Source organism: Halomonas sp. TP35 (genome assembly GCF_052375975.1).
GTDB classification, from domain to species: Bacteria; Pseudomonadota; Gammaproteobacteria; order Pseudomonadales; family Halomonadaceae; genus Vreelandella; species Vreelandella citrativorans.
On sequence record NZ_JBQSUZ010000003.1, the window covers coordinates 252,564 to 278,292 of the forward strand.

Genomic DNA, 25,729 nt, shown 5'->3' on the forward strand with positions numbered 1-25,729 from the left:
CCCACTACGGAGATAGCACACATGTCCGCTTTCGACACCTCTATGTCGCCGCTACGCCTCACATTAACACTTGGGGCAAGTATTGTGCTGGCAACAAGCCTGAATGCGACTGCCGATGAGTGGCCTGCCCCTATTCAAGAGCTCGAACAGCAAGGCCTCAGGATTCATGGTGAATTCGATGCGCCTGACGGACTTACTGGGTATGCCGCTAGCACTCGTGGTCAGACCGTAGCTGCCTACCTTACCTCAGGAGGCGAGCACGCCGTAATCGGTAAGCTGATCAATGCCGAGGCAGAGGACGTTTCAGCCGAGCGGCTAGAGCAACTCGTCAACGGCCCAAGAAACGCCAAGCTGTGGCAAGAAATGGCTGATCAACACTGGACGCGCGATGGTGACGAGGATGCGCCCCGCATTATATACACCTTCAGTGACCCCAACTGTCCTTACTGTCGCCAGCTCTGGGAAGACGCCCAACCCTGGGTTGAAAGCGGCGAGGTTCAGGTTCGTCATCTTATGGTGGGGATTCTCAAAGCGGACAGCCCTGAAAAGGCAGCCGCAATACTAAATGCGGATCATCCTGGCGAAGCGCTAGCTGAGCATTACCGCAGCGGTGCGATGCCAAATATTGAGGGCGGTGAGCAAAGCGAAGAGTGGGTCAGCGACAACACCCAACTAATGCGCGATAGCCAACTCCACGCAACACCCGCGACTTTTTATCAGGATGACAACGGTGACGTACACAGTGTGATGGGAGCACCCTCGCCAGATAAATTGCGTGCCATGATGGGAAGCAATAAGCCCTGAATCGCAACAGGGTTAACTCGACGGCAATTGAAGCGTCACCTTTAGCCCAACATCGTTGCCAGACGCGAACGTCACTCGACCGCCTGCTCGGGTGACAATCGCTTCGACGATCGAAAGACCCAATCCACTGCCTTGAGGATGATCTCCCCGATGAAAGCGCTCCGTCAGGCGGGCGAGTTGTTCAGCATCAATGGTTTTCCCTTGACTGACGATATCGATGACGGCCATTCCCTCTGATTCCTGTGCGGAAATCTCTATCGGCGCACCGAGCGCTCCGTGACGCATCGCATTCTCAAGCAAGTTGCGTAGAACAGTCACCAAAAGCGTCTCCGATAGGGCGACACATACCCGGTTCACGCTTTGGTCATACTGGCATTGGTCATGACTACCGGTTTCTGCCATCGCTGTCGCCAGCGCTTCACCAACAGGCGTAAGATCGGATTGACTACCCCGTGTGATCTCATCGCTTTCCATGCGCGCCAACAACAATAGCTGACCTAGCGTTTTGGTTAGCCGATCTACCCCAGCCTCAGCCTGCTGCATCGCTTCATACTGCCGATGACCCTCGACACGTCGAGCAATTTGTAAATGCGTGCGAATGGCGGTCAGTGGTGTTCGCAGCTCGTGGGCGGCATCGTCGGTAAAGCGCTGCTCCAACTCAAGCATACGTCGCGTTCGTGACAGTAACGTATTGAAGCTATCGATCAGTGGGCGAACTTCACCCGGCAACCCACGGACAGGCAATGCCGAAAGGTCGTCATGGTTCCTTGACAGGAGTCTCCGTTGTAACCTGGAAAGAGGAGCAAGCCCGCGTGTCACTCCCCACCATAGCGCAATAAGACTGCCCACTAGTGCCAGTAGAAACGGGTAGAGCGCGGCACGGCGAACCTGCTGAAGTAGTACTTCCCTCTCATTCAGACGATCGGCCACTGTAATACGTTTGTCGTTATCGACGAGCGTGTAGACACGCCAGCGTTGCCCGTTGTGCTCGCGATAACGATACCCTTCGGTCTCCACGGCTAGCACATCGTTCATCTCAGGGTGCGTACCCGCCACCACTTGACCCCGAAGCGATGATACCCGACAAGCAATGCCGTCCAGCGAGGGAATTGTTGAGGTTTTATCCTCTTCACCGTTCCAGGACGTTGCAGGCACGCGATCCAACAAACCAGACACCATCCGGGCCGATTGCGCCAGACGTTGGTCAAGTGAATGCTCAAGTTGGGTCGACAGGTCACGCATTGACCATGCTGCCGTAATACCCCACAGCAGTATAAGCGTAATACCAAGCGTGGCCACAAGGCGTAAGCGCAGATTCATGGGGTCGCTGCGCTGTTGTATTTACCCAATCGATAACCCACACCTCGCACGGTTTCGATCACGTTGCGCCCCAGTTTGCGACGCAGTTGGTAGATGTGCACATTAAGTGCATTGCTTTCGATCTCATCATCAATACCGTAAAGACAGTCCTTCAATTGATCAGCGCTCAGAATTCGCCCGCGAGCGCGAATCAGGGCTTCGAGCAGCATCAGCTCACGTCGCAACAGTACAACCGGTTCTCCATCAAGCGTAACGCTTCGCGTGATGGGATCTAATGCGAGGCTACCGTGACGAATAGCGTGATCCACTTGCCCCGCCGTCCGCCGCAGAAGGGAATGAAGCCTGGCCGTTAACTCGTCAAGATCAAACGGCTTGACCAAATAATCGTCGGCACCGCCCTGAAGGCCCTCGACGCGGCTCGCCACGGCATCTCGCGCCGTTAGCATCAAAACAGGTGTCGCAACGTGCTCACGACGCCATTGCTGCAACAACGTTAACCCATCACCATCAGGCAAACGGCGGTCGAGAATGACAGCATCATAGTTAATCGTGGCCAATGCACCCTTCGCAGCACCGAGTGTAGTAACGGTATCAACCACAAAATCGCTCAGTGCCAATCCTGCTTCGACGCCAGCTGCTACCGGCGCGTCATCCTCAACCAGTAATACCCGCATGCGTCCTCCTCAAGGGCATCAAAAGGGCTTTATAAGCAGTATGCCATGCTGAGATGAAGGCAATATGAGACAGGCTCAGTCTTTCAGCAGCAAGAACGAAGCCGTTCAAGCTATGGTCTAAGCGGCATAATTCATTGCTCAGAGCCACCATTATCCACGCTTCATGTGCAGTTAATGTTCATCGTGCCAAATGAGTTTTTGGTCGTATATTGAGTAGCGCTTCGTATGAACTCTTGCTTTGTTAATCCGCCATGCCGCCAGTCTCTGCTTCGCTATGCACTCATCATTGCACTGTGGCTTATTTCATATTCGGTATTTGGCGAGGCATCACTGCCACAAGGACATTACCTGTTGCCTGAAACCGGCAACATCGTGGGCGAGCCTTATACCGCCACCGTAGAGGACGAAGAGGACACCCTGCTTGATATTGCTCATGCACACGGTGTCGGCTACGAGGAAATTCGGCGAGCTAATCCTGACACCAGTCTTTGGGTTCCCGGTAAAGGAACGCCGGTTCAGATTCCGGCGCAGCACATACTGCCGGATGTAGAGCGTACAGGGGTGGTCATCAATATCGCGGAACTGCGACTTTACTACTACCCCGAGGTGAAAGATGGAGAGGCACCTCGCGTTGAGACCTACCCCATTGGCATCGGCCGCGATGGCTTCGATACACCATTGGGGATTACCAAAACCACCATGCGCCTTGAAGATCCCGCCTGGTATCCTCCCGAATCCGTTCGTCAGGAAGCGGCTGAACGCGGCGACCCACCGCCCGACGTCGTTCCCCCAGGACCCGATAATCCGCTCGGTCAGCACGCTATTCTATTGGATATTCCTGGCTATTTAATCCACGGCACTAACCAACCAGATGGCATTGGTATGCGCGCCAGTCGAGGTTGTATACGTATGCACCCCGACGATATTAAAGCCGTATTTGATCAAATACCCACCGGTACTCAGGTCAATATAATCGATGAGCCGATTAAGCTTGGCTGGGACGCCGATCAATTGCCTTACGTGCAGGCATTTACTTCGCCCGATGACAAGGATGCGGGAATTAAGTCACTGCTTGATATTATAAGTAATACAGAGAAACTAACGGATAAAGAGCGCTCAAGCATTAATTATGAGCTGATGCAGAACACGCTTAAACGGGGCAACGCCCGTATAGAGCCTCTAATCTAATCAACATATTAGGGAACAGAGAACCGCCGTTCAATGCTGATGGAGCTAACACTGCAGAGCGAAGCACTTCTCAAAACCGTAGACCCTGCCATCGTAGAGGTGCAAGCAAATAATGCTATGTGAATCACCCCGGGTTTCGTAGGCATCTCCGGGGCTTATACTGGACTGCCCTGTGTTCTCCGGACACTTCTAGCCCATTATTCAAGCATTGAAGCCGAGTTGGCCACTGAAAACGCCCGACTTAAACGCCAGCTCCCGGAGCAGACAGAGGAGCTAGCCATCTTAAAAAAGCGGCCAACTACTCCGCGAAGACTAAAAATAGCGCGTTACCGCTTCATGCATAAGCAAAGTCACCGGTTTGCGGTCCTGCGGATGGCGATTGTGCTCGGCGTGTCGCGAAGAGGGTTTTACCGCTGGGCAGCAGATGCACCACAACCCCAGCCTTACCGCTCAGTCTCGGCAACGACTGAACTAAAACTCAGCGAGCAGCGCTATAGTGTTCGTCGCGTTCAGGCCGAACTGGCATCTCAGGGCGAGCGTTATGACGTTAAAACGATTGGAGCTATTATGCAGCGCCAGTCTCTGGTGCCGAAGGCGGCACGCAAATTCAAAGTCACCGTCGACAGCAATCACGGCTTGCCTGTATCGCTCAATCTGCTGGAGCAGAACCGAGAGAGGTAGTCTTTACTCCTGGTCGGAGTGCGGCAAGGCCTGTGCGGCCCATGACTTTGCCGACAAGACCTGGCGGCATCTAATTTTCTTCCAGCACTTCCATACTTAACGGTTGCTGAGGAGATCCATTATGGGTCGTCAATCCTTCCGTTCTCCTCGTGGACGGGACAAGTCGTCCACCCTGATGCCACAGCAATAGACATTGGTTCACGTTCCCATGTTGTGGCGATCCCAGCTGACCGGAACCGGCAACCAGTTCGACGTTTTGATACATTCACAAGCGATTTGCGTTGGTTAGCCGAGTGGATATCGGAAGCGGGAATAATGACCATCCCGATGGAATCTACCGGCGTGTACTGTATTCTTGTTTACGAGTTCTTGGAAGAACGCGGGTCTGAAGTGTTGTCAACGCCAATGAAGGGAAGAAAGTCCTAGGGCGCAAGACAGATATCAACGATACTCAGTGACTACAAAGCTTGCATACCTATGGCCTACTTCGCGGCAGTTTTCGTCCGACTCAAGAGCTTGCGAGCGTTACTATGCCAAAGGAAACGTTAGCGTGAGCGATAACAGAAACTGAAAAGCTCCGAGCCGCCAATTCCAAGCCGCGAGGTAGATTATGAATGAATTTATGCTGGCATCCATGCTGATGAGCTTAGCCATCGTGTCCCTGTGCATGATTTGGAGCCAACATCGTGAGCATCACGGCAAGTCGTCACTTTCTGATCTCGCCCTCTCTTGGCTCTTGAATCGTCTCTCGTGATAATTGGCGAGTACATCGTTAGTAGCCGCCATTGCTCGTTATGATTTTAGGCAGCAGAATTTCGTAGCATGGTGGCGACTATGGAATCGCATACTTCCCTGCCACGAATCTCTATCCACAACGTTTCTATAAATAGCCACACATCAAAACGTTACTGCGGATTCAGCTCATTACTGGATGGGGTTGCCAGCTCGTCAGCATGTGCCCGGTGTGGCGTGAGCCCTCGCAATAGGTCGGACTCAGAAAAAGGAAGCCTCAGCTTGCGCTGTTTCATATCGGTCAATTTCATCCTTGTCTACCTCCTATCCCTTCCAAATTTTGATCGTGGTTTTTCCAGCATACGCTTACGTCAGCGCGCCATACAGCGAAATCCCGCTTGCCTATGGGGGCATTTCACTAGACATGACGGCTACTTTCGTGGGCTAAATGTTTCAACATCAAACACCTCGGGACGATCTAGAAGAAAATCGGCGTCAGCCTTGGAAAGCTCAGGAAATGACGCCTACGACGGACAGACGGGACGCAACATAATGGTGTCCCTAATCTGCGAAATTTCGAGTTCGCGAATACCGTCATAGGCCATTTCACTAGGTAAGCAGGTCGCCTGTTGCTTGCCGTGTTTAAAAATAGGCACTGTCGTCATAAAGGCCTTCTTCGCATGCTCGATAGCTTAGTGTCGCAGGCAATATTGCCACACGCCATGGATGACTTTCGCAAACGTGTTTTAGGCGTTTAACCGTAAATTGGCCCCCGCTTATTTATTAACATGTCGATCCCCCCGTTCACCCAGCACGCAGTAGAACCACGCCGAGGCGCAGCACAGACCATCACCTTGGATAACGGGTCGGAATTCGCCGAACATCGACAGGTTGCCAAGGCCGTCTCGGCCAAGATCTATTTTTGTGAGCCGTACCGCTCATGCCAGCGTGGCACCAATGAAAATACTAATGGCCTGATTCGCCAATATTTCCCGAAAGGGACTGATTTCAGAAGTGTGTCTGACACAGAGCTACGAAGGGTAGTCAATAAGCTAAACGATAGACCAAAAAACGGCTGGGATACCGAACCCCAGCCCAGGTGTTCTTAGGTGAATACTTGGGAGCACTAGAAACCGCGGGTGCTGCACTTATTAGTTGATTTCAGGACTATTGATTTGGATAAGGATCTTCTGGCGCATCGCCTTGTCCTGACAATATCTTCCAACATTTTTTAGGATGGGGCTTACTTGAATAATCGGGGCATGGTGGTAGTGAAGTTTTCGATTGATTAGAATATTCGCGCCCGCAGTCTGCACATTGATATGTTCCTGCAGACACATCACTGCCATAAGGCACACAATCTTTCTTTTCTTCGTTTAGCAAATTTGAATTTTTCATGGGCTTTCTCAATTTATTTTTAAGAGCTAAAATGTCCACAAAAAGCAGAGCAAGGGGCAAGCGTCCGGCGTTAATTGCTTTGTATAGCGAGTGCTAGCTTGTATGACATGCATTAGCGCAATAGTAGCAACCGTTGATTCTATTGTTCGGCCAGCGCCGCTTGGCCTCAGCAACAGCCTCATGACATGAACCGTGATAACCCAGATCTATTTGATTCTCAGGATTCGGCATATATGAGCAACCCGTGGTCGCATTATGAACCTCATGATCCCCATTGGCCTGCTGATTCTGGTTAATAATGAATTTTGGCATTTTCATCTCCTGGTTGCTGACGATACCACCGTCATAACAGCTTATTGGTGTGCATGTGTTTTTCCTGGAACCACCATCCTGACCTTACACCTGTAAGATATGGAAATAAAACTCGCCTGCGCGATGAGCCTTACCAGATAGATGCGCAAGTGCAAGACCATTATCACCAGCATTTGCAAGGATTCTAATAAGCAATTGATTCTCAACAAATTAAAGAGCCCTATTTGACAATGCAAGCATTTCTATTAAAAACCCTGCCAGGAAATTGCATCGAGAGCTAAATCAGCAAATGACCGCTCAGGGGTGCTATCGGCCTAACCGTGGCTCGGCGTTCTATTCACTGGATTTAGAAGGGAGCAGCATGCGCATTGATAGCCACTCCCACGGTATGCCGACATTGGCTTATGAGCGCTCTTCTACGATCCAGTTAACCACTTCCTCGTTGCCATATTTCGCTTTCCATTCTTGAATAACTTTGTGGTTTCCCCCTCGTGTTTCGACCACCTCGCCCGTATGGGGATTTTTGTAGACCTTTAACGCACGCTTTTTACGACCACTTGTACCGCTGCTGGCTCCTTTGGCTGGCGCATTACGGTATGAGGGTTCAAGAATCTCACACACATCACGTGCTTTTTTCCCGTGCTCAGCCATCAAAGCTTGTAATTTTTCTTTGAATTCAAGTTCTTTCTTGAGCTCGCTATTGCTCTCCAGAGCTTGCAGTTCCTCCTGCAACTGTTTAAGCATCTGTTCTTTTTTGATGTAATCGTTTAGCACTGAGGCCATTTAATTCACTCCACTTTTAAATTTAATTACTAATTATCAAGGGTGATCTTTATGATATCAACCCAATTTCTTTCAATCGCCTATTTTTAGATGCTTAGCTAACCAGTTAAGCTGAAAAATTGCTTTACGACATTATGTGCGCTTTATTGATTTACATGTCGGCCACGCCCCTTACCTAGCACACAACACCAGCGTTCCTCATATCGAGCACTGCCTCACTGCGTTCCTCCTAGGGCTTTTAGCTTGTAGAAGTGATGCAAATTGCCAGAGTCTGTCTCTACGAGCCGAATGAATAGGCCTCGGTCAGTTGAAAGAGTACTGATCACTTGCTTGATAACGCGACCAAGCAAACCGTCCCTGACAGTTCTGATGAAAGCGACAGGATCGGTTTACACATCCTGCGGTAGGCAGATCTCAGCCACAATTCCGTTACTACCAGTGCCGTCCTTCTCAGCGATTTCCATCGTGGCTTCCTGAAATGCACCACCCTTGCACAGCGCCAACGGCATGTAACATATGATATTGGTTAGCTGGTGTTGGGCGGCTTATGTACTATAACCCAGTGCTAATAACCTTCAGTCTATACATGATTTAGGGTGCTAGCATCGTTGAAACTCGTGCCGAATGTTAACCGGAGGTAACAATGAGAACACCGGACGAATTAGGCCAACAGATTTTCGCGTTTCGAGCCTTCGACCTACGTGACCGGTTTCCTCAGCCACTGGAAACGTTCCGTGAAGCACTTGAGTGTTTACAAAGCGATGACGCTTATATGGCGGCTATGAGTGGGGAGATAGTGGCATATCTTAGGGGAGGGGTCGCACTCAATATACCTGTTGACTTTTTTCTGCACCGTTCCGGAAATAGCGTTATCCTCGTAGCTCCAGAAGAAAATAATGCCGTCTGTGATGCAGTCGATGCATGGCTTCAAGAGGCGCTGATCGTAACCGACAACCATACACCTCACCCAAAAGCATCTACGAATCGGCCTTACCGACTAGAGCTACTGCTTGATCAGTGCGATATAAATGTTGAGGAATCAGATGACATATCCACTTGGCGTAATATCCCCGAAGTAGGCAGGGAACAGACAGATGCAGATGCTGTGTCCCAAAAGCCACCAAAAAAAGGGGCCTGATATCCATCGCTCTTCATCTTGTGTGAACCATCAACAGAGGCTAGACATCATGACGCAACCCCATGAACAGCGTAAGGATAAGCACACTCTTCCTTTTTCTGAAGCCGAGCTAGTAGCCAGGCTACTGCCCACGCTGATGCACTAGCTCCCCCTTCTCCCGAAGAGCTTGAGCATCTGGGCAGTCCGGCTGATGGCGAGACGTCTAGATTGAAACTCGTCTCAACCACACTGCTATGGAAATATGATAAATTTATAGATAGCTGAAGCGATCGGCGACAAGCATAGGGCGGTTGTCAGCTTGGAAACTTTGACCTTACAACTTCGATGCCCCCATTGGTAATGGGGCTTGCAAATGAGCAATGCGAGTCATGAAGCGCTCCCTAAACAACGAAGAGGAGTCCATATATGCTGTCTTTACCCTCTGATGTTTTGGCTATCCTTCTCCCTATCGGCATTCTGATCGCCGCCCTACTGCTGTTTGGATCAGGGCTCGCCTGGGCTCTCTACCGTGATGGTCACAACGAAAGACAAAATCAAGAAGACTTGACGCGGGAAGTATTAGACCTTATCGAACCTTGGGCGGGCTCTAGAACCGCTGCCTGGGCTTGGTGTCAAACATATGCGATTCCTGCATTGGGGGGCCTGACAGCCGAGCAGTTGATGATGCAAGGCAGAGCTCACGATTTGATGGCTTACCTCGCCCATGTTCGCGAGGGCGGGTATGCGTAAACTGACGCTTATTTTCACCTTATATTGAAGGTTCATCCGGGATTAGAGGTTGGAGGTGCTCACTTCTACAATAGGCCCACTATGTAGAACCCATGACAGGGTTTCCTATGCCAATCCGACATTCCGGACCGTCACGCTAATTTCCAGTGTCATCAAAAAAATTTCCAGCAAGGCAATATCAGATCGGGGACCTGGAATCCGCCTCTGAGTCACCTACCTCTTCTTAGCCCTAGTCAACGATAAATAAATGACCAATAACAAACTGCTCTTATTACTCCGGTTAACCAGCTTTACCATTAGGGATAAATAATTGACTTCACTTACCCTTCCCCGCTACTACTAAAACAATGCTAAAAAATTTTAAAAAAAAACACTAGCCATCTTAGGATAAGTTAATATAAAATATCTACACAATACATCTAATGTTTAATAAATTTAATGGCAATACATATATCAAAACCGGGGAGACGTCGTGAAACCACTAAAAGACAATCAAATATTCATCCTTGCTGCCAACTCTGCCGCCATTAAAAACGTGTATGACGAATACATGGAATATGATGAAGACAAAATCAATGACCCTGCTATAAAAAAGCTTGCCAGCTACATTTCTTCAACTATCAACAACGAAATCGGGACAGAATATGACACATCCATTCAACATGATTATGTCATATTCACAAAAGAGCACACGCCCAAAAACGCAGGCATAGTTTTCTATTTAGAAGCCACACTGGATAAAAAAATCGCATTAGAAATAATTCAAAAAGCACGTTCACTAGCTATTTATATTGTTCAAAAGATGCTTCCCGACGGGGACCTTTTCCAAGAGCAGCAAGCCGTATCTTGGATAGGTAGGGAAACAGCTCAGAAATTAGAAGAACGACAAGAGCTCTTTTTAACCAAATGGAGCAGCTCTAAAATCGCTGATGGATTTAGCCTTCTCGACACTCCAGAGAGCGATCCATTACTATGCGTCAACAATGAGTTTATTAAACCTGAAAAACAGACTTCAACGTCGACTACAACTGACGGAGCTGGTTTAGCCGATGGGTATTCATATAGCCGGAATGAAATATACATATTATTAATACAAGAAAATTCAACAAAAACCGGAGGCATCCGAAAATTCAAAGTTGCCCACCCCGACCTGCTTTCGACTATTAGCGAAGCAGCTTTTAAACGCCTACCTGTTCGGTTCACAGCAAGAAAAACAACCGAGACCAAGAGTCAAAAATCATCGTATACGCTCAAAACGCTGGAAATAGATAGAACGTTATTGGATACTGAAGGGTTTAAACTTATCCAATAAAATCGTACTGGATCTAGTTGCCAGTAGACACTTTAATTCGAAGAAAAAGATTGAGAATTTCCAATTTTTAGCAACAAACGAGCCAACCGTTTTCCGAAAAACATGTACATTGCCCAAAAAATAGGGGGCTGGCAATCAGAGGTAATAAATTCACTGGCAGGAGAGGTTAAGGTTTCATCAAACGACCACTTATAAATTAGCCAAGGAGGCAAAAACCTTAGGAGCGAAAAATAGCTTGTAATAAGGCCACAGCACCGAGCTGGCATCAATGCCAAGACTATGATGGCATATAACCTTGTTCAAAAGACTAAAAATTGAGATCAGACTGAATACTGGCAGCACTAAAAGGCCAAACGCCAGCCCCAAAAGACAGCGTTAAGAGAATCCCGCTGCGTCCTCAATCGATAAAAATACTTTATCAACAGCAATACTTAGGCTGATATCTTTATACGAAACTATTCGATATGTAAGTCACTAACGTCTCGACCACCCTCTGCCTAGTCCAGGCTTGGCGCCAATAGAAAACTTTCAATATTCATTTTCTTGATATCTTCAGCATTCTTCAAGTGCAGTAAAACGTGATGGCCTTTCAGGTCCGCATCAACCGTCGAGTCAACATTCCAACTATTGAGAAGATAACCTACTTGGGCTTTTTTAACCTCTTTTAAGAGGACGCCACCCTGCATTCTGAATTCTTCTTCTACTGCTCTCTGTTTATTCCTAGGTAACCGCGGATGAGGCTGGATGATTAACTCGACTTGTTCCATCCACTCAGCGTCCTCATCAATGCTTTCATTTTTCTCAAAGATTTCTTGGTACAATAGCTCAATGGATAACACGCGATTAATCACAAAATCCGAGAATTTTTTTCTTTTCCTGTCATAGGCACGGACGTGCCATCTCAACCCATTATTCATTAACGAATGCGGGCAGATTATTCGGGTTGAAGATCCACTCGATGTCGAAACATACTCGATTTCAACTGGCCTAGACAACGAAATGGCCCGTGAGAATGTAGCAGTAATATCTAGGTCGGGTTTTTCAAGGGCTATGCTGTAAGCGCAGCGAAAAACCTCACGGCTCTCCATAACGTCACCGAAACCACTTGTTAGCGTGGAGAGGCACTTCTCTGCAGAGAGAGGCAGTAAGCACTGGAATTGGTTGGTCGCTACGTAATGCTTCTGTCTTGGGTCATACACTATGTTAACTGGCGCTTCATCGATGTAGGTGCCCAAGTCGCGGGTAGCTGCCGCCGAGCTCACACCAAACCTGGACATAATGTCTTTCCGAGTGACCTTTCCAGTAAAGTAAACCAGAAATTCGATGTGAGCCAACCTTTCCAGCTGTTGACCTGAGACTCCTTCAAATGGCGTCCTCCTCATATCCTCTCTCCCCGATATACGTAAAGCCGAGCGGCCTGCTTTCCCACTTGGTTGAATATAGGATGCGCAAGGCCAGCCATCAAATCATTTTGATGATGATAGTCGCATTGACTGTATGCATCATTTTGATTACCATAATTGGCGTGCACTAAAAAACCCGAACAACAATGTGCTGATCGGGTTTGATAGCGCACTTCCACCGCCATTGGCAGTAGATTGCAGCTTTGACCGGCGAGAATTCTACTGCTCCATGGCGAACTTGTAAACGACTGGTTTAGAGAGGTATACAGTCATGGCAGTCAATCGTCCATATGGCGACAATAAGCGAGTAGGCGCAGTGCGCCAACGATCTCAAACTCAGATGAGCTCTGGCAGATGGGTAAAGCGTGATGCAGAGACAGGACGTTTCATGGATGTGAAATCCGATGATCTTCCGTTTAAAGGCGTTCGAAAGGAGGCTCGTTGATATGTCAGCTAAGTACCAAATTTTCCGCAGTGATCGCAGCGCAGAGTACTATTTCCGCCTTAAAGCGGGAAACGGGGAAATCATTCTGCAAAGCGAGGGATATCAGAACAAAACTGGTGCCCAGAACGGTGTCGGATCGGTTCGACAGCATAGTCCAGATGACCGGTTTTACGATCGAAAGACATCGACTAATGGAAGCCCTTATTTTGCTCTCAAGGCCTCTAATGGCCAAATTATTGGGGTAAGTCAGATGTACTCCTCTGCGGGTGCAAGGGATGCAGGGATCTCGTCTGTTAAGACGAACGGGCCTTCAGCACCAGAGGAAGACTTGACCTAGGCCGTTCCAACCAATAAGGAGTGATTGTTGATACCGCCTTGCTCATAAGGCGGTATTTTTTTGTGCGTCATTCCCAATCCCCACCTATGCACGTTCGCGGTATCTCGGTGGCAAGATGCAAGCGTAGCCACCTTGAAGGTAACTGGCCTTGTCGCTTTCAAGCAGACTTTAGATCGTTGCGCTGGCCTAGCCCTTACAGAGAATGTAACCGTAAACCATTTTTGCGATTGTGCTGAACTATACATAACGGACTGCAATACAAGCTTGCTTTGCCTGTATGCCGCTGGTTTTGTAGGAGGAAGGCATATTGCCAGCAGAATCAATACGTACCACAAGCAATACGGATGAAGCATTTCGTAATCCGGCAATCTAGCGCGATTCCGGCATGTTCAGCACAGCCGTATCACTAAAAAGCCAACTTCAAAAGCTCGTAGTCAAGTTGAGCTAACAGCGCCTTATGGCCGCTAATACCAAAATGCTCATTCATGCGATCGGCACCAACTGGCTTGAGTAAATAAGGCAGTGGATCGCTAACAATCTCCCAGCGCAGGAGAAGATAGTCCACCGAACAGGCCACATGCCAAGACTGCAACGGCGAGTTCATGGCTATTGCGCACAGTGCCAACCGGCGACCTTTTGAGGCGAAGGGCGGCGTATTGTTGACGACGGTCCAAGACACCCTCTACCACGATGGGAAACGGGTCGAGCTGGAAGCCATCGATTTCGTCGTCTGCATGCAAACCATTATCTTTCAATGCATAAACCATCTCGTCTGGCATATTCCTTGACACCACTTGTACATTTTGCTTTGGCACCCCAAAAAGTGCCAATACCTTCATAAAGAACCGCAGGTGAGTCTCGTGGCTCATTAATAGCTGGCGATTTTTGCTAATTAAAAAAGGCAATTCATTGAGGCCCATACACTCGCCTTTAACGGCCAAATCACTTTCCTTTATCTTCTCAATATGCTCAAAGAAGCGACGCCATGCTTTTTCGCCCAGGCTTCTCAAGAAGATATATGGATAGGTTTCGCCATTGACCCACCTATCATTATTGTTTTTCACCTTGAACCGCATATGTGACTCAGCTTGCCGAACGCCTTTTGCGATCGTCTCAATGTTTTCTGGGCTGATATTGACCCGCTGACCAGCACGCTCATAGCTCATGCCCAACCCGACAAACCGCAGCATTTTCCATAAGGCCGTGAAGGTCAACTCAGCATAGGGCACGGTGATATCGACCTGCTCAAGCGCCGGGGCTTTAAGTCGTCGCAGGTTGCCCGTGTGTAGAACACCGGCAATTTTCCTTGCCCGTTGATGACAAACGGGCGTTAGTTGATCCGCCCAATCGAATAAACAATGACTGTAATTCAACAAACCAATACGCGGGTGCCGATGCCCCATCAGCCTCGCCGACGCCATGCCGCTGCGACGCGATACCGTGTGATTAGCTCCTAATACTTGTTGGCGTATCGCTCGCGCATCGACACCCTTACATATCGATTGGGTTAGCGCTGTGTTAATACCGAATAGAGCCGGTGCCAAGGTGTTATAAAAGGCGTGGCGACAATGGTGCAGTGTTAGCCCGTCACTTGATGTCCCCTGGCGAAGCAACTGTATTAACACCGGACTGACCTGCCGCGACCAAGAGATGAGCCGTGCCTGGCTTTCATAAAGCTCACACAAGATTGGCCGTTTTACGTCATTACCTGCCAATGAGGTAAAACGACTGAACACCTGTTCGATGATATTTTCTTCGCTACCATCCAGCGCAAAAAGCAGAGGCACGGCACGTCGGCTCGAATCGCTTTTCAGCTTACGCTGGGCATTGTCGCGAATCAGGACCCAGCGGGTGTTTTGATGCTCACACCAATCACTGCGTTGCAAGCCAATGGCCTCCTGCGCCCGCAGACCAAACCGAAAGGTGAGCAGCAGCACAAATCCCAGTAGCAGGAACGTTTCATCGCTGTGGTGTCTCCATTTCGCAAGTAGCACTGACTGGCACGCAAGATACTCACTTTGTACTAGCATGCCTGGGCGCACGCTGCGCCGATCGTCCGAGACTGATAGCTCCTGCCAGTCAGGGCTCGCCACCCCTAACGTTTCAGCCCAGGCATGAAAATCGCGCAGTCGGTGGCTAAAATATGTCACGTCTTGCGACGCCAACTCGACGAATGTCAACATCTTGGCATACAGCGCTGTCACCTCCTCTTCGTCGTGATCGACTAGGTTTGTCTGGTAGCCGAACTCGGCAAATGCCGTCTTTAATGACGAGAAATAGCGCGTTAACGAGCTTTGCGCATAGTCGTTTTGCTTCCCGACTTTGCCTCGCCGCATTAGAAAGCTTATCCACCGAACTAACAGCATTACGCAGGCGCTCACCTCTCCTTCGTATCGGTTGGTTAGCTTATCGAGCTGTGAGGCCGTCCGCCGCGATTGGCGCTTTGTATATCCTTTTAGAACCTCCAGTACTTCTGTATAAAGACGATTCGCACTTTTTTGCTGCTCGACTTTACTCATATCCCGCCAACTAGGCGTCACACCGGTCGATAAATTCACCTCCATATCGTGTTGGGTATCATGGGGGGTAGGGAACGCAAACCTATTCCCATCACGAATGCGCAGCTCATCGACTAGCGGCAGGCTTGTAGAAGGGACGCGGCCTGCTAACGCACCTGAGACCAAACCGGGCAGCGTCAGTAAATTAGCTTGGCACATCAGCTCACTCAGCGTGGTCAATACCGTTTGAACACTTGCCTCCGGTAACGTTGGCTGGTGTGCTTTCAGTGCTTCTGGGGGAGAGGTGATATTACCTGGGAGCTTGACTTGGCTGAGGTCGACCTCTTTTTGAAGGCCTTGACCGGCCGCCAACAAAGACGCGGTTTTATAGCTAACCCGGTGACGCTGAGCGGGGGCACGGTAGTCCGCCATGTCCAGGCTTTCACTATACTCGAGCAAATAGTCCCGTTGATGCTGGATGAGTCGATAGTTACGCCCTTGAGCCACATCAAGCAGCATGCGTGGGTAGCTGATGCGTTTTTCCAAGCATAGCAACAGGGCGCCGACGCTCAGCGCGCCGAGTTTGGAAAACTGTGCTTTAAGTCCTGTTTTGCGAAGATTCTCTGCCCACTGCTCAAAGCTCGGTAGTAACGAAACGGCCTTGACGGCTAGCGCCGTGATGAGTGATTTCTCTGCAGCGGCTTCAGCGACGCGTTTGTTTATCGAATATTGATATCGGCTGCCTTCCTCTTCCAAGCGCCGTAACAAAACCGATAAACGAAGTGACGCATACGGGTGGATGACGGAATTATTTCGATGCAACATCCGCTGGACCAACGTATCAACGTCTGCTTGTTGGATATCTGACAGGGGTCCACCCCCCAAGTAAACGTCAATATCCTTACTGGCCCCCTCGTGTTCTCGCTTGATAGTGCGGCGGCGCTCTTTTTCTCGCAGGCGTTGCCCGAAGGGCCGCGGCACTGGTGCTTTTTGAGCTTCACCAACACCCCTCAGGCATTGAACAGAGACCCCAGGTAATATCGTCGGCGCAGTTGGCGGTAAGAAGCCCAGGCCATCAAAAGCAGTATCGACCTCGCGAGCATAGGCGTCTGCATCATGTTGCCAGCAGCGCGGCGAGAAATCCCCATAGCTAGCCACGCTTCGCTCCGCATGTCCCATCCAACCATCTACTACCTCTGCGGGCACGCCTAAGTAACGTAATTGTTGGGCATAGCGATGACGAAACACATTGCTGGGCAGTGGCCATTGAAATAAGGGAACACTGGGTAAATCCATGGTCGACGTGGAATGCCATGACAAGCTCTCATCGAGCAAGAAGAAAAACGGAAGGGTCGATAGGCCGTCGCCTGCCAACACTTTGTATACTGCCTCGGCCAGCATCGGGTTCACATCATCCAAGGCTATCGCTAGCGACTGCAAGTGCGAAATATAGCAATGCACGAGTTCGACGGCCTGATGGGGTAATGGCACGACACGGCTGCTTCGACGTCCCTGGTCCATTTTGTCGTTCAGGTACAAACAGCGTGCTGAGAGATTAAAATGCTGCAGGGATTCGAACGGGTCCCGAAGAAACCGACCGCCTGTTGCAGCGTAGAGCCCCATTACACAGTATTGAGCCAGCGCATTATGGTAGTGGACGAGCCCTGCTTCGGCGCTCTTTTCAACCACGCTCCTCGCTTGCGCTATCTCGTCACGCAATAACGACGTTATTGGCGAAAGTCGGCTACCGATAAGATTGACGCTTGGCGGGAAAGGGGCAGACGCGGCCAGGCCAAGAGACAACCCTTTTTCGATCGCAGTGATATCCCATGTTGCATAGCTGGAAGCCCCAGGCAACCCTGCATTGGGGTGGGCACTTAGCAGTCGCGCCAAATGCGGATCTTGAGTGCGATCAAACACAACCTGACCCCAAACATGTGCCAGCTTAGCACTCGTAACGCGTGGGAAATGTGATTGTGCCTGCTGGTAAAACCAGCGCTCCAGCGGGATAGCACCTTCCCATAGGTTGCGTAGCATAATCGGCGAGGTATTTTGTTGACTCGCCCTCTGCTGGAGAACACTGGCTACTTGGGTGGGCAACTCAATGGAGAGTACCTCTTCTAGCGGATAGATATATACCAGCGATTCCCCTCTGCCCTGCCACGCATTCGCCCGCCGAGGAGATGTTCGAGCGATAGAGGAAAAATCTTGTGCCAATGTCCATTCGTCGCCCGGGGTATCATCGATTCGAAATTGCTCGGCGAAATAAAGGGTGCGCGAAAACCGAACTGACAGCCACACCATTACGGCACCCAATTGGTCTACGGAATCAAGAGAGAATAAACCCTGGTCTATCCAGTCCAGCAGAACCTCTTGTTCAGGCGGTAACAGCTTTTCCCAACTCCACGGCAAAAAATGCGACGCTTCCGCCGTTTGCACAAAATAGCTACGGCTCGCCAACTGCTGCTCAGCATTACTCTCTGAAGGATCCACCGTGGCAACATAGGTGCCTTCATCTTCTTCTGGATCGAGATCCGCCCTTGCCTCGTGTCGATAGGCATAAAACTGGTACTGGGTGTCTTCTCCCTCTTCATTAACATGATGGACCACCGAGACGGCAGGCGGCACAAACCGCTCAATACGCAATAACGGTGCCGTCGCTTCATTATTTATAGGCGCTACTTCGCCACGGGCAATACGGGTAACGGAATTAAAGAAACGATTAACCGCTCGGTTATTAGAGTAATCCAGGCGTATTTCATTGATAGCAAAAATGAGCGCATCGTTAACACGTTCCAACGTCGGCTCGTGCTCCCCGACAAAGCTTCGACACCGCCGCAAGAGCGCATCTATCATCTGCCACTTTTCATCGTAGGGCCCGATCGTAATAAATCGTGCCGCGTCGCTTATATGGCGGTCCGCGATACATTTTTGGTGCGCAATACGATGCAGCGCATGAACGACCAGCCACAAACGCAGCAGGCGACGCCAAAACAAGAGCGCGTCGTTACTTGCTTGAGCCTGGGGGTTGGTGATCATCGTGATCAAGAAGGTTTTGTTTGTGACTCCACCTTCCTGAAACTGGCGTTTATTCTGCTCCACATCACCAGCATGCGCCTCTACAGGATATTCCCGTGAGATTTGATGGTCAGCATTAAAACGATCGACAAACCGTTGCAGCTCATCGACAAGCGGATCACCTGCCCAGGAAGCGAGAATCTCGATAGACTCGGGGTGTGAGCACTCTCGAACTAGATTGGCGATAGCATCATTACGGGGACTCAAGCCAAGGGCGTGATAAATAACCTGCAGCACATCCAGCAAGTCCTCATCATTCGACCACGCAACCAGCTTTCGAAACCGCTTCCCGAGACTGACGGTCACTGCCTCAAGCTGCTCATTGTGACAATTTCCTACGACCTCTTGTGACATTAATGTCCCTCACGTCCAGAAGCGGCATTTGCCGAAAACCGCTCTATCATAAGGTTTAAAGCCATTTTTTGCCATTTAAGGACAAAATAAATGTCCTTATATCATCAGTCTCATAACCGTCATCGGTTCAAATCCGGTCCCCGCTACCAATATTAAAAAAGCCAGATCAGTTACTTACTGATCTGGCTTTTTGCGTTTACTCACTCCCCCTCTTCGCACCTCCCCAAGACTACGCCACCGCACACCGTTATGCCGAGCGCATCACGCCGACGCTCGACATCGAATACCCTTACCGAAAAACCAAAGCACAGCCCCTAGCAAGCCACATGAGCAACTTAACGGGCGGGCTCAAGCAATTCAGCGGTACATCCCCAAGCCCCAAAATTAGCGACGAGACTCTCACAGGGCGGTCACACGCCTGTTTTTTTCTTGTCACGGGAAATAGAAACGATATTTTGCGGCTCTCCCTTTACAAAAAACGCATGAATATTAGCAATCGACCCATTAAGAAAACGCGAAAAGGTCTCTTCGGTCTTCCATGCCATATGCGGCGTTGTCATGACATTATCCAATGCCGCAAAGGCATTATGCTGGGGTAGCGGCTCCTCGCAGAAAACATCAAGCCCCGCCCCACCAATCTTCTTACGCTGCAAAGCAGCAATGAGCGCCGCTTCGTCAATAATGGGCCCGCGTGATGTATTGACCAGAATCGCATCAGGCTTCATTAGCTCAAAATGCTCCGTCGTCAGTAACCCTTCCGTTTCAGGCACAAGCCTTACATGGATACTAACGGCGTCCGCTTGGGTGAGCAGGCTTTCTAATGACACGTACTCTACTCCCACCTGAGCGGCTCGCTCCCGGGTCAGCCTGGGGCCCCATGCAATGACTCGCATACCAAAGGCCTGTGCCATTCTCGCCACGGCACAACCAATCTTGCCCAGACCAATCAGTCCAATGGTTTTACCGCTCAAGTTACTGGTAACAATCGTTGGCCACTCTCCAACGGACATCCGACGATCTACCTCAACAATCCGCTTAGTGAGATTAAGTAAAAATGCAAAGGTCATCTCGGTCACCGCCGCCGTAGACCCACCCGGCGTCGTTGCAACCGAAATCCCCGCTTCGTCCACTGCGTCTTTATCCATATGGGCAAGGCCCGTACCGGTTTGGGCGATCAGCTTTAGGTCAGGTAAAGCCGCGATAAGGTCTCGATCAATCAAGGTGCGCTCCCTGAGCGGGATAATCGCATCGACTCCCTGAAGCCGGCTCACTAGGGTTTCAAAGGCAGGCACATCACCATAGACCGACACCTCAGAGAATTCGCGCAAGCGAGATACGGCAGGGTGCTCCTTCATACAGCCCTCCCAATCATCAAGAATCACCGTCTTCATATACACTCCTTCTCTAGCACAGGCCAAGGCCAGACATAGCATTGCCTGAGCCGTGTGGTTATCGCTCAATTACTGCTTAATTAAGGGTATCTCTCATGGGCAACTGCTCTTCAAGCGCTTCCCAACTGCTCTGTATATGCCGCCGCATCAGTAAGCCCGCCACCTCCACATCACCTTCCGAGATAGCAGAGGCTATGCGCTCGTGTTCATAAAGTGCGATTTTCCCGCGCCCTGTAACATGTCGATGCTTATTCCTTAACAGGGTTAGCTGTGGGCGAAGCTCGTGGGTTAAATAACGCTGAATGAGTGGGTTACCGGACATTCGTGCGGTAATTAAATGAAAATCACACTCCTCAGACTCCTGAAGATAGGCTCCCTCAGGATGAGATGTCACTTGGCTGGCATGTAACTGCAGTAACGTAAGGTATTCATCGGCAGTGGATGCATTAGCACGACTGGCCGCCAACATGGCGGCTTCAGCTTCAAGAGCAGTTCTGACCTGGTAGATCGCCCGGGCATCTTCATACCGCATTTCACGCACGTGCGCCCCACTGTTCGGCACGATAGTAACGAGCCCACACTCGCTAAGGCTTTTGAGCGCCATACGCACCGGGCCTCGGCTAACACAAAAGCGCTCAGCCAACGCAACTTCCCCAAGACGAGTACCAGCCTGCAACTGCCCTTTAAGTATCTCATCGTATAAGCCACTAGCCACTCGCTCAGCTGCCAAACCATGCGTTTCTTCTTTTATTGTAGACAAAGCAATTCTCCTCCGAATGCAACACACTTTATATAACTTTCAATAATTTCCAAAAAATATTTGAAATTTTAGACCTTTTGCTTACATATCCGAGGATTGACAGAAACTACTATATGTACTTCTATATCCATGACCAAATTATTGTCTTACAATTATCTAAATAAAAGCGGAGTGGCCACCATGATCGATAAAAAGAATGTCATCGCTACAGCTATGCTGGGTTTCTCCCTGGCGGCTGCCATTACCCCCCTCACAGCCGCAGCCCAGGAAAGCTGGCCAACACAGAAAATCACTTTCGTTGTTGCGCTTGGCCCTGGCGGGTCCGCTGATCGCACCGCTCGCGCGCTGGCTCAACGGCTCCAGGAAGACCTGGGCGCGCCGATTTCGGTCATTAATCAGAATGGCGGCGGTGGTCACGTAGGCCATACTTACTTCCACAACATGCCTGCTGATGGCAGCTATTTCCTTGCCTCTTCCATCCACCCTTACGTCTCTAATGCGATTCTTGGCTTTGATGCCACTTATGATTTGTCAGACTTCGCATTCATTAACGGACAGTGGAATGATTACGATCTTTTCGCCGTCAATGCTGATACGCCTTATGAAACGCTGGCGGACTTCATGGCGGCAGCCAAGGAAAATCCAGGAACACTTAGAGTTTCTGTCGTACCTGGCTCGACCGGCGCTATCAACCTTGAACTGGCTCTTGAGGCCTTTGGGCTCGATAAAACAGACGTCAACATTGTCACCTATCAGTCTGGTGGCGCTGCGCGCACGGCGGTCGCTGGCGGGCAGGTAGACATGACCGTATTAGCTGCAGACGGCACACTATCAATCCAGGAATATATACGTCCTCTTGCCCTCGCGGCTGATACCGCATCGGATGACTGGGACGCGCCAACGCTTAATGCAGCGCTTGAAGAGAGCGGTCACGAGCCGGTTCCGGTGCTTGCAGGATCAATGCGAGGCCTTGCCGCGCATGCTGCCTTTAAAGAGAGTAACCCCGAAGCATTCCAACAAATGGTCGATGCCTATCACAATGCGCTGCAAGATGAGGCGTTCGTTAGCCGGCTAGAAGCCCAGGATATTGGTGCAGAGTGGTTGGGGCCTGAACGTACGACAGAGGTCATCGAGTCCAACTTTGAAATTTTGAAGCAATACACATCAGAAGAATAAATGATTTCAATGCGGGCACATGTGCGCTAATGCTTTTCGCTTAATCGTCACGGGACCAACTTACGCTTGGTCCCATTATTATTTCAATGTGGAGGCGCTATAGAATGGTGACAGGAAAGATTTCTGCAACGCATGCCTTTTTGTTAGGCCTTGTACTGGCTATAGCGGGCTTTATTACCTGGAGCGCTACTCAGGCCTCCACAACGCTGAACAACCTGGTGGTAGTAGCTCCCACCGCGATAATCATTGGCCTTCTGTCCATTGGGATTGTCGCTAAAACCTTGTTGAAGCCAGCGACAGAGCCTTCATCCAGCAGTACGGACAAATCATCTATATGGAGCGACATACTGCTTCTTGCAGGATTTTCCGCCTTCTGCTTTGCATTAACCAATGTCGGCTTCGACGTTGCTACTTTCGTTTTCGTCTGGGTCGGTGTTCTTATGTGTGGGAGTAAAGGAAAATGGCAACCGCCTTTGTACGCACTTGTGTTTACTGTTTTTCTTGTCAAGGGTTTTGGCTCTCTCTTCCCTTATCCAATGACCACACTAGTGCTTTAACATGATTGATCAATTCGCATTATCTCAGGCGTTTACTCTTCTTTTTACTGATCTAAGCCCTTGGCTTTGGGTTATCCCCGGCTTATTAATCGGCCTAATTTTCGGTTCGATTCCCGGGCTACAAATTTCAATGGCCATGGCCGTTTTCTTGCCCGTGACCTTTGGCATGGATTTTCTTCAAGCCATGCTGTTTTTAACCGCCATATTTACTGGCGGCGCCTACGGTGGCGGGGTAACCGCTATTCTTATGAACATCCCTGGATCATCCTCGTCAATTGCGACGGCATTTGACGGATACCCTATGGCGCGAAAGGGACAACACAATGAAGCCTTGGGCCTGGGCCTGTGCGCTTCAGTTGTAGGCGCTTTCGTGGGTTACAGCCTCCTCATGTTGTTAATCAATCCACTGGCTGCTTTTGTACTTAAAATAGGCCCGTTGGAAATGGTCGTGGTGGTACTGTGGGGGTTAACCCTCATCGCGACACTCAATGACAGCAGTATGGCCAAGGGTCTGATGGCTGGCTTTCTGGGGCTTATGCTCAGTCAAATTGGCATGTCCACGACGGGCATTATGCGCACGACAATAGGCAACCCCTATCTTCTTGATGGCATCCCAGTAGTACCCGCCATGATCGGTATATTCGCCGCTTCTGAGTTGTTACGCCTGAGAGGAAGCTCGTTTCTGGTACAAAATGAAGCCCAGCGTAATATTTCGTTTGCTCTCATTCTTAAAGGCGTTGGGCAGACGTTTCGTCATCCCGGCACCTTACTACGCGGCAGCCTTATTGGTGCTGTGATCGGTGCCATTCCTGGCGTGGGTTCATCGGTAGCTAACCTTGTCTCTTATGGCGAGGCCAAGCGAACGTCCAAGACGCCTGAAGCGTTCGGCAAGGGGGCACCCGAGGGTGTTGTGGCGGCTGAATCTGCAAACTCCAGCTCGGAGGGCGGCTCAATGACAGCGCTATTAGCGCTTGGCATTCCTGGTGGGGCTGCAACTGCTGTACTCCTGGCCGCGTTCTCTTTTCACAATATTATTGGCGGGCCATCGTTCATAAGAGACCAGACCGATATCGTGTATTCGATTATTCTCGGCAATCTGGGGCAAGTGGTACTTCTAGCGTTTTTGGGATTACTTAGCCTTCGCTTACTGGGCATGGTAGTGCGCGTTCCGCTGGCTTATCTAGTACCCAGTGTATTAGCAATGTGTGCCTGGGGCGGCTATGGCATAACCGGCACTATCGCTGGGCCGCTAACCGTTGCCGCATTTGCAGGGCTCGGCTGGCTCATGCGACAAAACAACTATCCCGTCGCAGCAACGGTCATCGGTTTACTGCTTGGCCGCATGATGGAAGGAGAAGTCGTGCGCACCTTACAAGTGTCCGGTGGCCGACCTTTTGAATATATGATGGAGCGACCCATTGCTCTGGCTCTTTTCATCATAATGCTGCTTGTTTTAATTGGTGCCCCAGCATTGAAAGCCTTCCGCTCTCGCCGCGCTAGCCATGAACCTAATTAAACAAATGCCTCCTCAACTTCGAGGAGGCATTACCTTTGGCATCGGCGCCTTAGGCGGGCTCGCTTTTTTTGCACTCTCCCTACCGTTGCCATGGGTACTGGGCAGCCTAACGGCATCACTCCTGTGTACTCAGACGACGTCTTTTCAGCCTCGTTTTCCTGGGCCATGGCGCAGTTACGCTATGGTCGCTATCGGCACGATGCTAGGCACCAGTTTTACCCCAGAAGTCGTACGCCAAGCCGGGGACTGGACCATAAGTCTGATTGTCATGAGTGTGTTATCGCTGGCATTTTGTGTCATTGCCTATCAAATATTCTATCGCTTCGGGAAAATGGATAGAGTAACTGCTTTGTTCGCCGCCATACCCGGAGGACTCTCAGTCGTTTCAGTTTTGGCAGAAAATTACCGAGCCGAAGTCAGCCGCGTTGCCCTTTGTCATACCGCGCGCCTAGTGGTATTGCTAATTGCAGCGCCCATCATCATCCAGGCGACGTCCGGCATTAACCTCGCTGACGCTAGTCTTGCAAGCTTCACTCACGCGGAAGCAATCGATCCTATTAACCATGGAATCCTGGCCTTGGTGGCGATAGCCAGCGGCTGGCTAGCCTGGCGATTGAACTTTCCCTCAGCGATGCTATTGATTCCATTGCTCAGCTCGGGATTACTGCACGCGACTGATCTTTTAACGGTTCATGTCCCCCCTCTGCTTTCCAGCGCGGCACAGATTGTCATTGGCGCAGGCGTAGGGGCGCGATTCGCGAATTACTCCCTCCCACAAATTTTAAAAGATGGCTGGCTCGCGGCGGTGATTGGTGTACTCCTTACCTTTGGCTCCTTCGTTGCAGCCCTGTTGTTTGCGCCCATTATAGGGTTGGACAACACACCTTTGTTCTTATCCTACTTGCCTGGAGGGGCGCCGGAACTTGGCGTCGTAGCGCTGGCGTTGTCCATAGACCCCGCCATGGTGGCAGCCCACCATGTACTTCGTGTTTTCTTGATCGTAGCAATGCTTCCCCTCATCGCCAGTTGGCTAGGAAAACAAATACAGCAAGGCTAGCGATATAAAGTGCTAATAGACTCCTTTAGAGCAGCGCTTGACCCTATATTTTTCCTCTTGCCCCAGCCTTCTCTTCAGATTCACAT

21 protein-coding genes and 1 pseudogene are annotated in these 25,729 nt (G+C 50.2%); 13 read left to right on the top strand and 9 right to left on the bottom strand.

The features are described from left to right. Positions 1 to 21: 21 nt before the first annotated feature. On the top strand, positions 22 to 804 hold the full coding sequence (gene dsbG / locus ACT3RU_RS06510; RefSeq protein WP_483392590.1) for a thiol:disulfide interchange protein DsbG: 783 nt from the start codon (positions 22 to 24) through the stop codon (positions 802 to 804). A 12-nt stretch (positions 805 to 816) separates the two neighbouring features. On the opposite strand, the gene ACT3RU_RS06515 is transcribed toward dsbG, so the two are convergent. Both ACT3RU_RS06515 and ACT3RU_RS06520 read right to left on the bottom strand, forming a co-directional pair. Then, positions 817 to 2,124, bottom strand: coding sequence for an ATP-binding protein (locus tag ACT3RU_RS06515; protein ID WP_483392591.1), 1,308 nt, complete (start codon positions 2,122 to 2,124; stop codon positions 817 to 819). After that, entirely contained in the window at positions 2,121 to 2,798 is a 678-nt protein-coding gene (locus ACT3RU_RS06520) for a response regulator (protein WP_206478141.1), read from the bottom strand. The genes ACT3RU_RS06515 and ACT3RU_RS06520 overlap by 4 nt, the downstream gene beginning before the upstream one ends. Positions 2,799 to 3,023: 225 nt before the next feature. Between ACT3RU_RS06520 and ACT3RU_RS06525 the strand changes: the two genes are divergently transcribed. From ACT3RU_RS06525 to ACT3RU_RS06535, 3 genes are all read left to right on the top strand, one after another. Next, positions 3,024 to 3,986 carry a L,D-transpeptidase family protein gene (locus ACT3RU_RS06525; protein ID WP_153844049.1) on the top strand — a complete coding sequence of 321 codons (963 nt, stop codon included), beginning with the start codon at positions 3,024 to 3,026 and terminating at the stop codon, positions 3,984 to 3,986. A gap of 336 nt (positions 3,987 to 4,322) precedes the next feature. Beyond that, entirely contained in the window at positions 4,323 to 4,667 is a 345-nt protein-coding gene (locus ACT3RU_RS06530) for a hypothetical protein (RefSeq protein ID WP_206478140.1), read from the top strand. A gap of 610 nt (positions 4,668 to 5,277) precedes the next feature. Further along, a complete protein-coding gene (locus ACT3RU_RS06535) occupies positions 5,278 to 5,421 on the top strand; it encodes a hypothetical protein (protein WP_153844047.1) in 144 nt (47 codons plus the stop codon). Between the two features lie 151 nt (positions 5,422 to 5,572). On the opposite strand, the gene ACT3RU_RS06540 is transcribed toward ACT3RU_RS06535, so the two are convergent. After that, positions 5,573 to 5,710 (bottom strand): hypothetical protein, encoded by a 138-nt coding sequence (locus tag ACT3RU_RS06540; protein ID WP_483392592.1) that lies wholly within the window; start codon positions 5,708 to 5,710, stop codon positions 5,573 to 5,575. A 507-nt stretch (positions 5,711 to 6,217) separates the two neighbouring features. Here ACT3RU_RS06540 and ACT3RU_RS06545 point away from each other — a divergent pair. After that, positions 6,218 to 6,558: pseudogene (locus tag ACT3RU_RS06545) on the top strand (IS30 family transposase); the annotation flags it as partial. 8 nt (positions 6,559 to 6,566) lie between these two features. Here ACT3RU_RS06545 and ACT3RU_RS06550 read toward each other — a convergent pair. Together ACT3RU_RS06550 and ACT3RU_RS06555 are read right to left on the bottom strand one after the other, a co-directional pair. Then, positions 6,567 to 6,797 carry a hypothetical protein gene (locus ACT3RU_RS06550; protein ID WP_153844046.1) on the bottom strand — a complete coding sequence of 77 codons (231 nt, stop codon included), beginning with the start codon at positions 6,795 to 6,797 and terminating at the stop codon, positions 6,567 to 6,569. A gap of 714 nt (positions 6,798 to 7,511) precedes the next feature. Then, on the bottom strand, positions 7,512 to 7,892 hold the full coding sequence (locus ACT3RU_RS06555; RefSeq protein WP_153844045.1) for a histone-like nucleoid-structuring protein, MvaT/MvaU family: 381 nt from the start codon (positions 7,890 to 7,892) through the stop codon (positions 7,512 to 7,514). Positions 7,893 to 8,535: 643 nt separating this feature from the next. Here ACT3RU_RS06555 and ACT3RU_RS06560 point away from each other — a divergent pair. From ACT3RU_RS06560 to ACT3RU_RS06570, 3 genes are all read left to right on the top strand, one after another. After that, positions 8,536 to 9,030, top strand: coding sequence for a hypothetical protein (locus tag ACT3RU_RS06560; RefSeq protein ID WP_194928591.1), 495 nt, complete (start codon positions 8,536 to 8,538; stop codon positions 9,028 to 9,030). Between the two features lie 405 nt (positions 9,031 to 9,435). Beyond that, positions 9,436 to 9,759 (top strand): hypothetical protein, encoded by a 324-nt coding sequence (locus tag ACT3RU_RS06565; RefSeq protein WP_196781574.1) that lies wholly within the window; start codon positions 9,436 to 9,438, stop codon positions 9,757 to 9,759. 472 nt (positions 9,760 to 10,231) lie between these two features. After that, positions 10,232 to 11,071, top strand: coding sequence for a hypothetical protein (locus tag ACT3RU_RS06570; RefSeq protein WP_153844044.1), 840 nt, complete (start codon positions 10,232 to 10,234; stop codon positions 11,069 to 11,071). A 497-nt stretch (positions 11,072 to 11,568) separates the two neighbouring features. Here the strand turns inward: ACT3RU_RS06570 and ACT3RU_RS06575 are convergent, their stop codons facing one another. Then, positions 11,569 to 12,453: a helix-turn-helix transcriptional regulator gene (locus tag ACT3RU_RS06575; RefSeq protein WP_153844043.1), complete on the bottom strand. Its 885-nt coding sequence runs from the start codon at positions 12,451 to 12,453 to the stop codon at positions 11,569 to 11,571. A gap of 467 nt (positions 12,454 to 12,920) precedes the next feature. Here ACT3RU_RS06575 and ACT3RU_RS06580 point away from each other — a divergent pair, with 467 nt between their 5' ends. After that, entirely contained in the window at positions 12,921 to 13,256 is a 336-nt protein-coding gene (locus ACT3RU_RS06580; protein ID WP_153844042.1) for a YegP family protein, read from the top strand. A 530-nt stretch (positions 13,257 to 13,786) separates the two neighbouring features. On the opposite strand, the gene ACT3RU_RS06585 is transcribed toward ACT3RU_RS06580, so the two are convergent. From ACT3RU_RS06585 to ACT3RU_RS06595, 3 genes are all read right to left on the bottom strand, one after another. Next, the gene (locus ACT3RU_RS06585; protein WP_483392593.1) at positions 13,787 to 19,186 is read right to left on the bottom strand and encodes a site-specific integrase; all 5,400 of its coding nucleotides are present in this window, start codon (positions 19,184 to 19,186) and stop codon (positions 13,787 to 13,789) included. 410 nt (positions 19,187 to 19,596) lie between these two features. Continuing rightward, on the bottom strand, positions 19,597 to 20,577 hold the full coding sequence (locus tag ACT3RU_RS06590; protein ID WP_192527229.1) for a D-2-hydroxyacid dehydrogenase family protein: 981 nt from the start codon (positions 20,575 to 20,577) through the stop codon (positions 19,597 to 19,599). 76 nt (positions 20,578 to 20,653) lie between these two features. After that, positions 20,654 to 21,337, bottom strand: a complete 684-nt coding sequence (locus ACT3RU_RS06595) for a GntR family transcriptional regulator (protein WP_192527230.1) — start codon at positions 21,335 to 21,337, stop codon at positions 20,654 to 20,656. Positions 21,338 to 21,517: 180 nt separating this feature from the next. Between ACT3RU_RS06595 and ACT3RU_RS06600 the strand changes: the two genes are divergently transcribed. The 4 genes from ACT3RU_RS06600 (at position 21,518) to ACT3RU_RS06615 (ending at position 25,643) form a co-directional block, all read left to right on the top strand. Next, positions 21,518 to 22,513 (top strand): Bug family tripartite tricarboxylate transporter substrate binding protein, encoded by a 996-nt coding sequence (locus ACT3RU_RS06600; RefSeq protein WP_192527231.1) that lies wholly within the window; start codon positions 21,518 to 21,520, stop codon positions 22,511 to 22,513. A gap of 104 nt (positions 22,514 to 22,617) precedes the next feature. Continuing rightward, positions 22,618 to 23,070, top strand: coding sequence for a tripartite tricarboxylate transporter TctB family protein (locus ACT3RU_RS06605; protein ID WP_087110139.1), 453 nt, complete (start codon positions 22,618 to 22,620; stop codon positions 23,068 to 23,070). Position 23,071: 1 nt separating this feature from the next. Continuing rightward, the gene (locus ACT3RU_RS06610; RefSeq protein ID WP_087110141.1) at positions 23,072 to 24,586 is read left to right on the top strand and encodes a tripartite tricarboxylate transporter permease; all 1,515 of its coding nucleotides are present in this window, start codon (positions 23,072 to 23,074) and stop codon (positions 24,584 to 24,586) included. Continuing rightward, the gene (locus tag ACT3RU_RS06615) at positions 24,573 to 25,643 is read left to right on the top strand and encodes an AbrB family transcriptional regulator (protein WP_225733761.1); all 1,071 of its coding nucleotides are present in this window, start codon (positions 24,573 to 24,575) and stop codon (positions 25,641 to 25,643) included. Before ACT3RU_RS06610 ends, ACT3RU_RS06615 begins: the two co-directional genes overlap by 14 nt. Positions 25,644 to 25,729 lie beyond the last annotated feature (86 nt).

Coding starts and splice junctions, on each gene's coding strand:
- ACT3RU_RS06555 (WP_153844045.1), bottom strand. CDS start 7,892: ATGGCCTCAGTGCTAAACGATTACATCAAAAAAGAACAGATGCTTAAA.
- ACT3RU_RS06615 (WP_225733761.1), top strand. CDS start 24,573: ATGAACCTAATTAAACAAATGCCTCCTCAACTTCGAGGAGGCATTACC.
- dsbG (WP_483392590.1), top strand. CDS start 22: ATGTCCGCTTTCGACACCTCTATGTCGCCGCTACGCCTCACATTAACA.
- ACT3RU_RS06520 (WP_206478141.1), bottom strand. CDS start 2,798: ATGCGGGTATTACTGGTTGAGGATGACGCGCCGGTAGCAGCTGGCGTC.
- ACT3RU_RS06580 (WP_153844042.1), top strand. CDS start 12,921: ATGTCAGCTAAGTACCAAATTTTCCGCAGTGATCGCAGCGCAGAGTAC.
- ACT3RU_RS06550 (WP_153844046.1), bottom strand. CDS start 6,797: ATGAAAAATTCAAATTTGCTAAACGAAGAAAAGAAAGATTGTGTGCCT.
- ACT3RU_RS06530 (WP_206478140.1), top strand. CDS start 4,323: ATGCATAAGCAAAGTCACCGGTTTGCGGTCCTGCGGATGGCGATTGTG.
- ACT3RU_RS06585 (WP_483392593.1), bottom strand. CDS start 19,186: ATGTCACAAGAGGTCGTAGGAAATTGTCACAATGAGCAGCTTGAGGCA.
- ACT3RU_RS06515 (WP_483392591.1), bottom strand. CDS start 2,124: ATGAATCTGCGCTTACGCCTTGTGGCCACGCTTGGTATTACGCTTATA.
- ACT3RU_RS06540 (WP_483392592.1), bottom strand. CDS start 5,710: ATGAAATTGACCGATATGAAACAGCGCAAGCTGAGGCTTCCTTTTTCT.
- ACT3RU_RS06605 (WP_087110139.1), top strand. CDS start 22,618: ATGGTGACAGGAAAGATTTCTGCAACGCATGCCTTTTTGTTAGGCCTT.
- ACT3RU_RS06610 (WP_087110141.1), top strand. CDS start 23,072: ATGATTGATCAATTCGCATTATCTCAGGCGTTTACTCTTCTTTTTACT.
- ACT3RU_RS06565 (WP_196781574.1), top strand. CDS start 9,436: ATGCTGTCTTTACCCTCTGATGTTTTGGCTATCCTTCTCCCTATCGGC.
- ACT3RU_RS06525 (WP_153844049.1), top strand. CDS start 3,024: ATGAACTCTTGCTTTGTTAATCCGCCATGCCGCCAGTCTCTGCTTCGC.
- ACT3RU_RS06535 (WP_153844047.1), top strand. CDS start 5,278: ATGAATGAATTTATGCTGGCATCCATGCTGATGAGCTTAGCCATCGTG.
- ACT3RU_RS06590 (WP_192527229.1), bottom strand. CDS start 20,577: ATGAAGACGGTGATTCTTGATGATTGGGAGGGCTGTATGAAGGAGCAC.
- ACT3RU_RS06575 (WP_153844043.1), bottom strand. CDS start 12,453: ATGAGGAGGACGCCATTTGAAGGAGTCTCAGGTCAACAGCTGGAAAGG.
- ACT3RU_RS06600 (WP_192527231.1), top strand. CDS start 21,518: ATGATCGATAAAAAGAATGTCATCGCTACAGCTATGCTGGGTTTCTCC.
- ACT3RU_RS06560 (WP_194928591.1), top strand. CDS start 8,536: ATGAGAACACCGGACGAATTAGGCCAACAGATTTTCGCGTTTCGAGCC.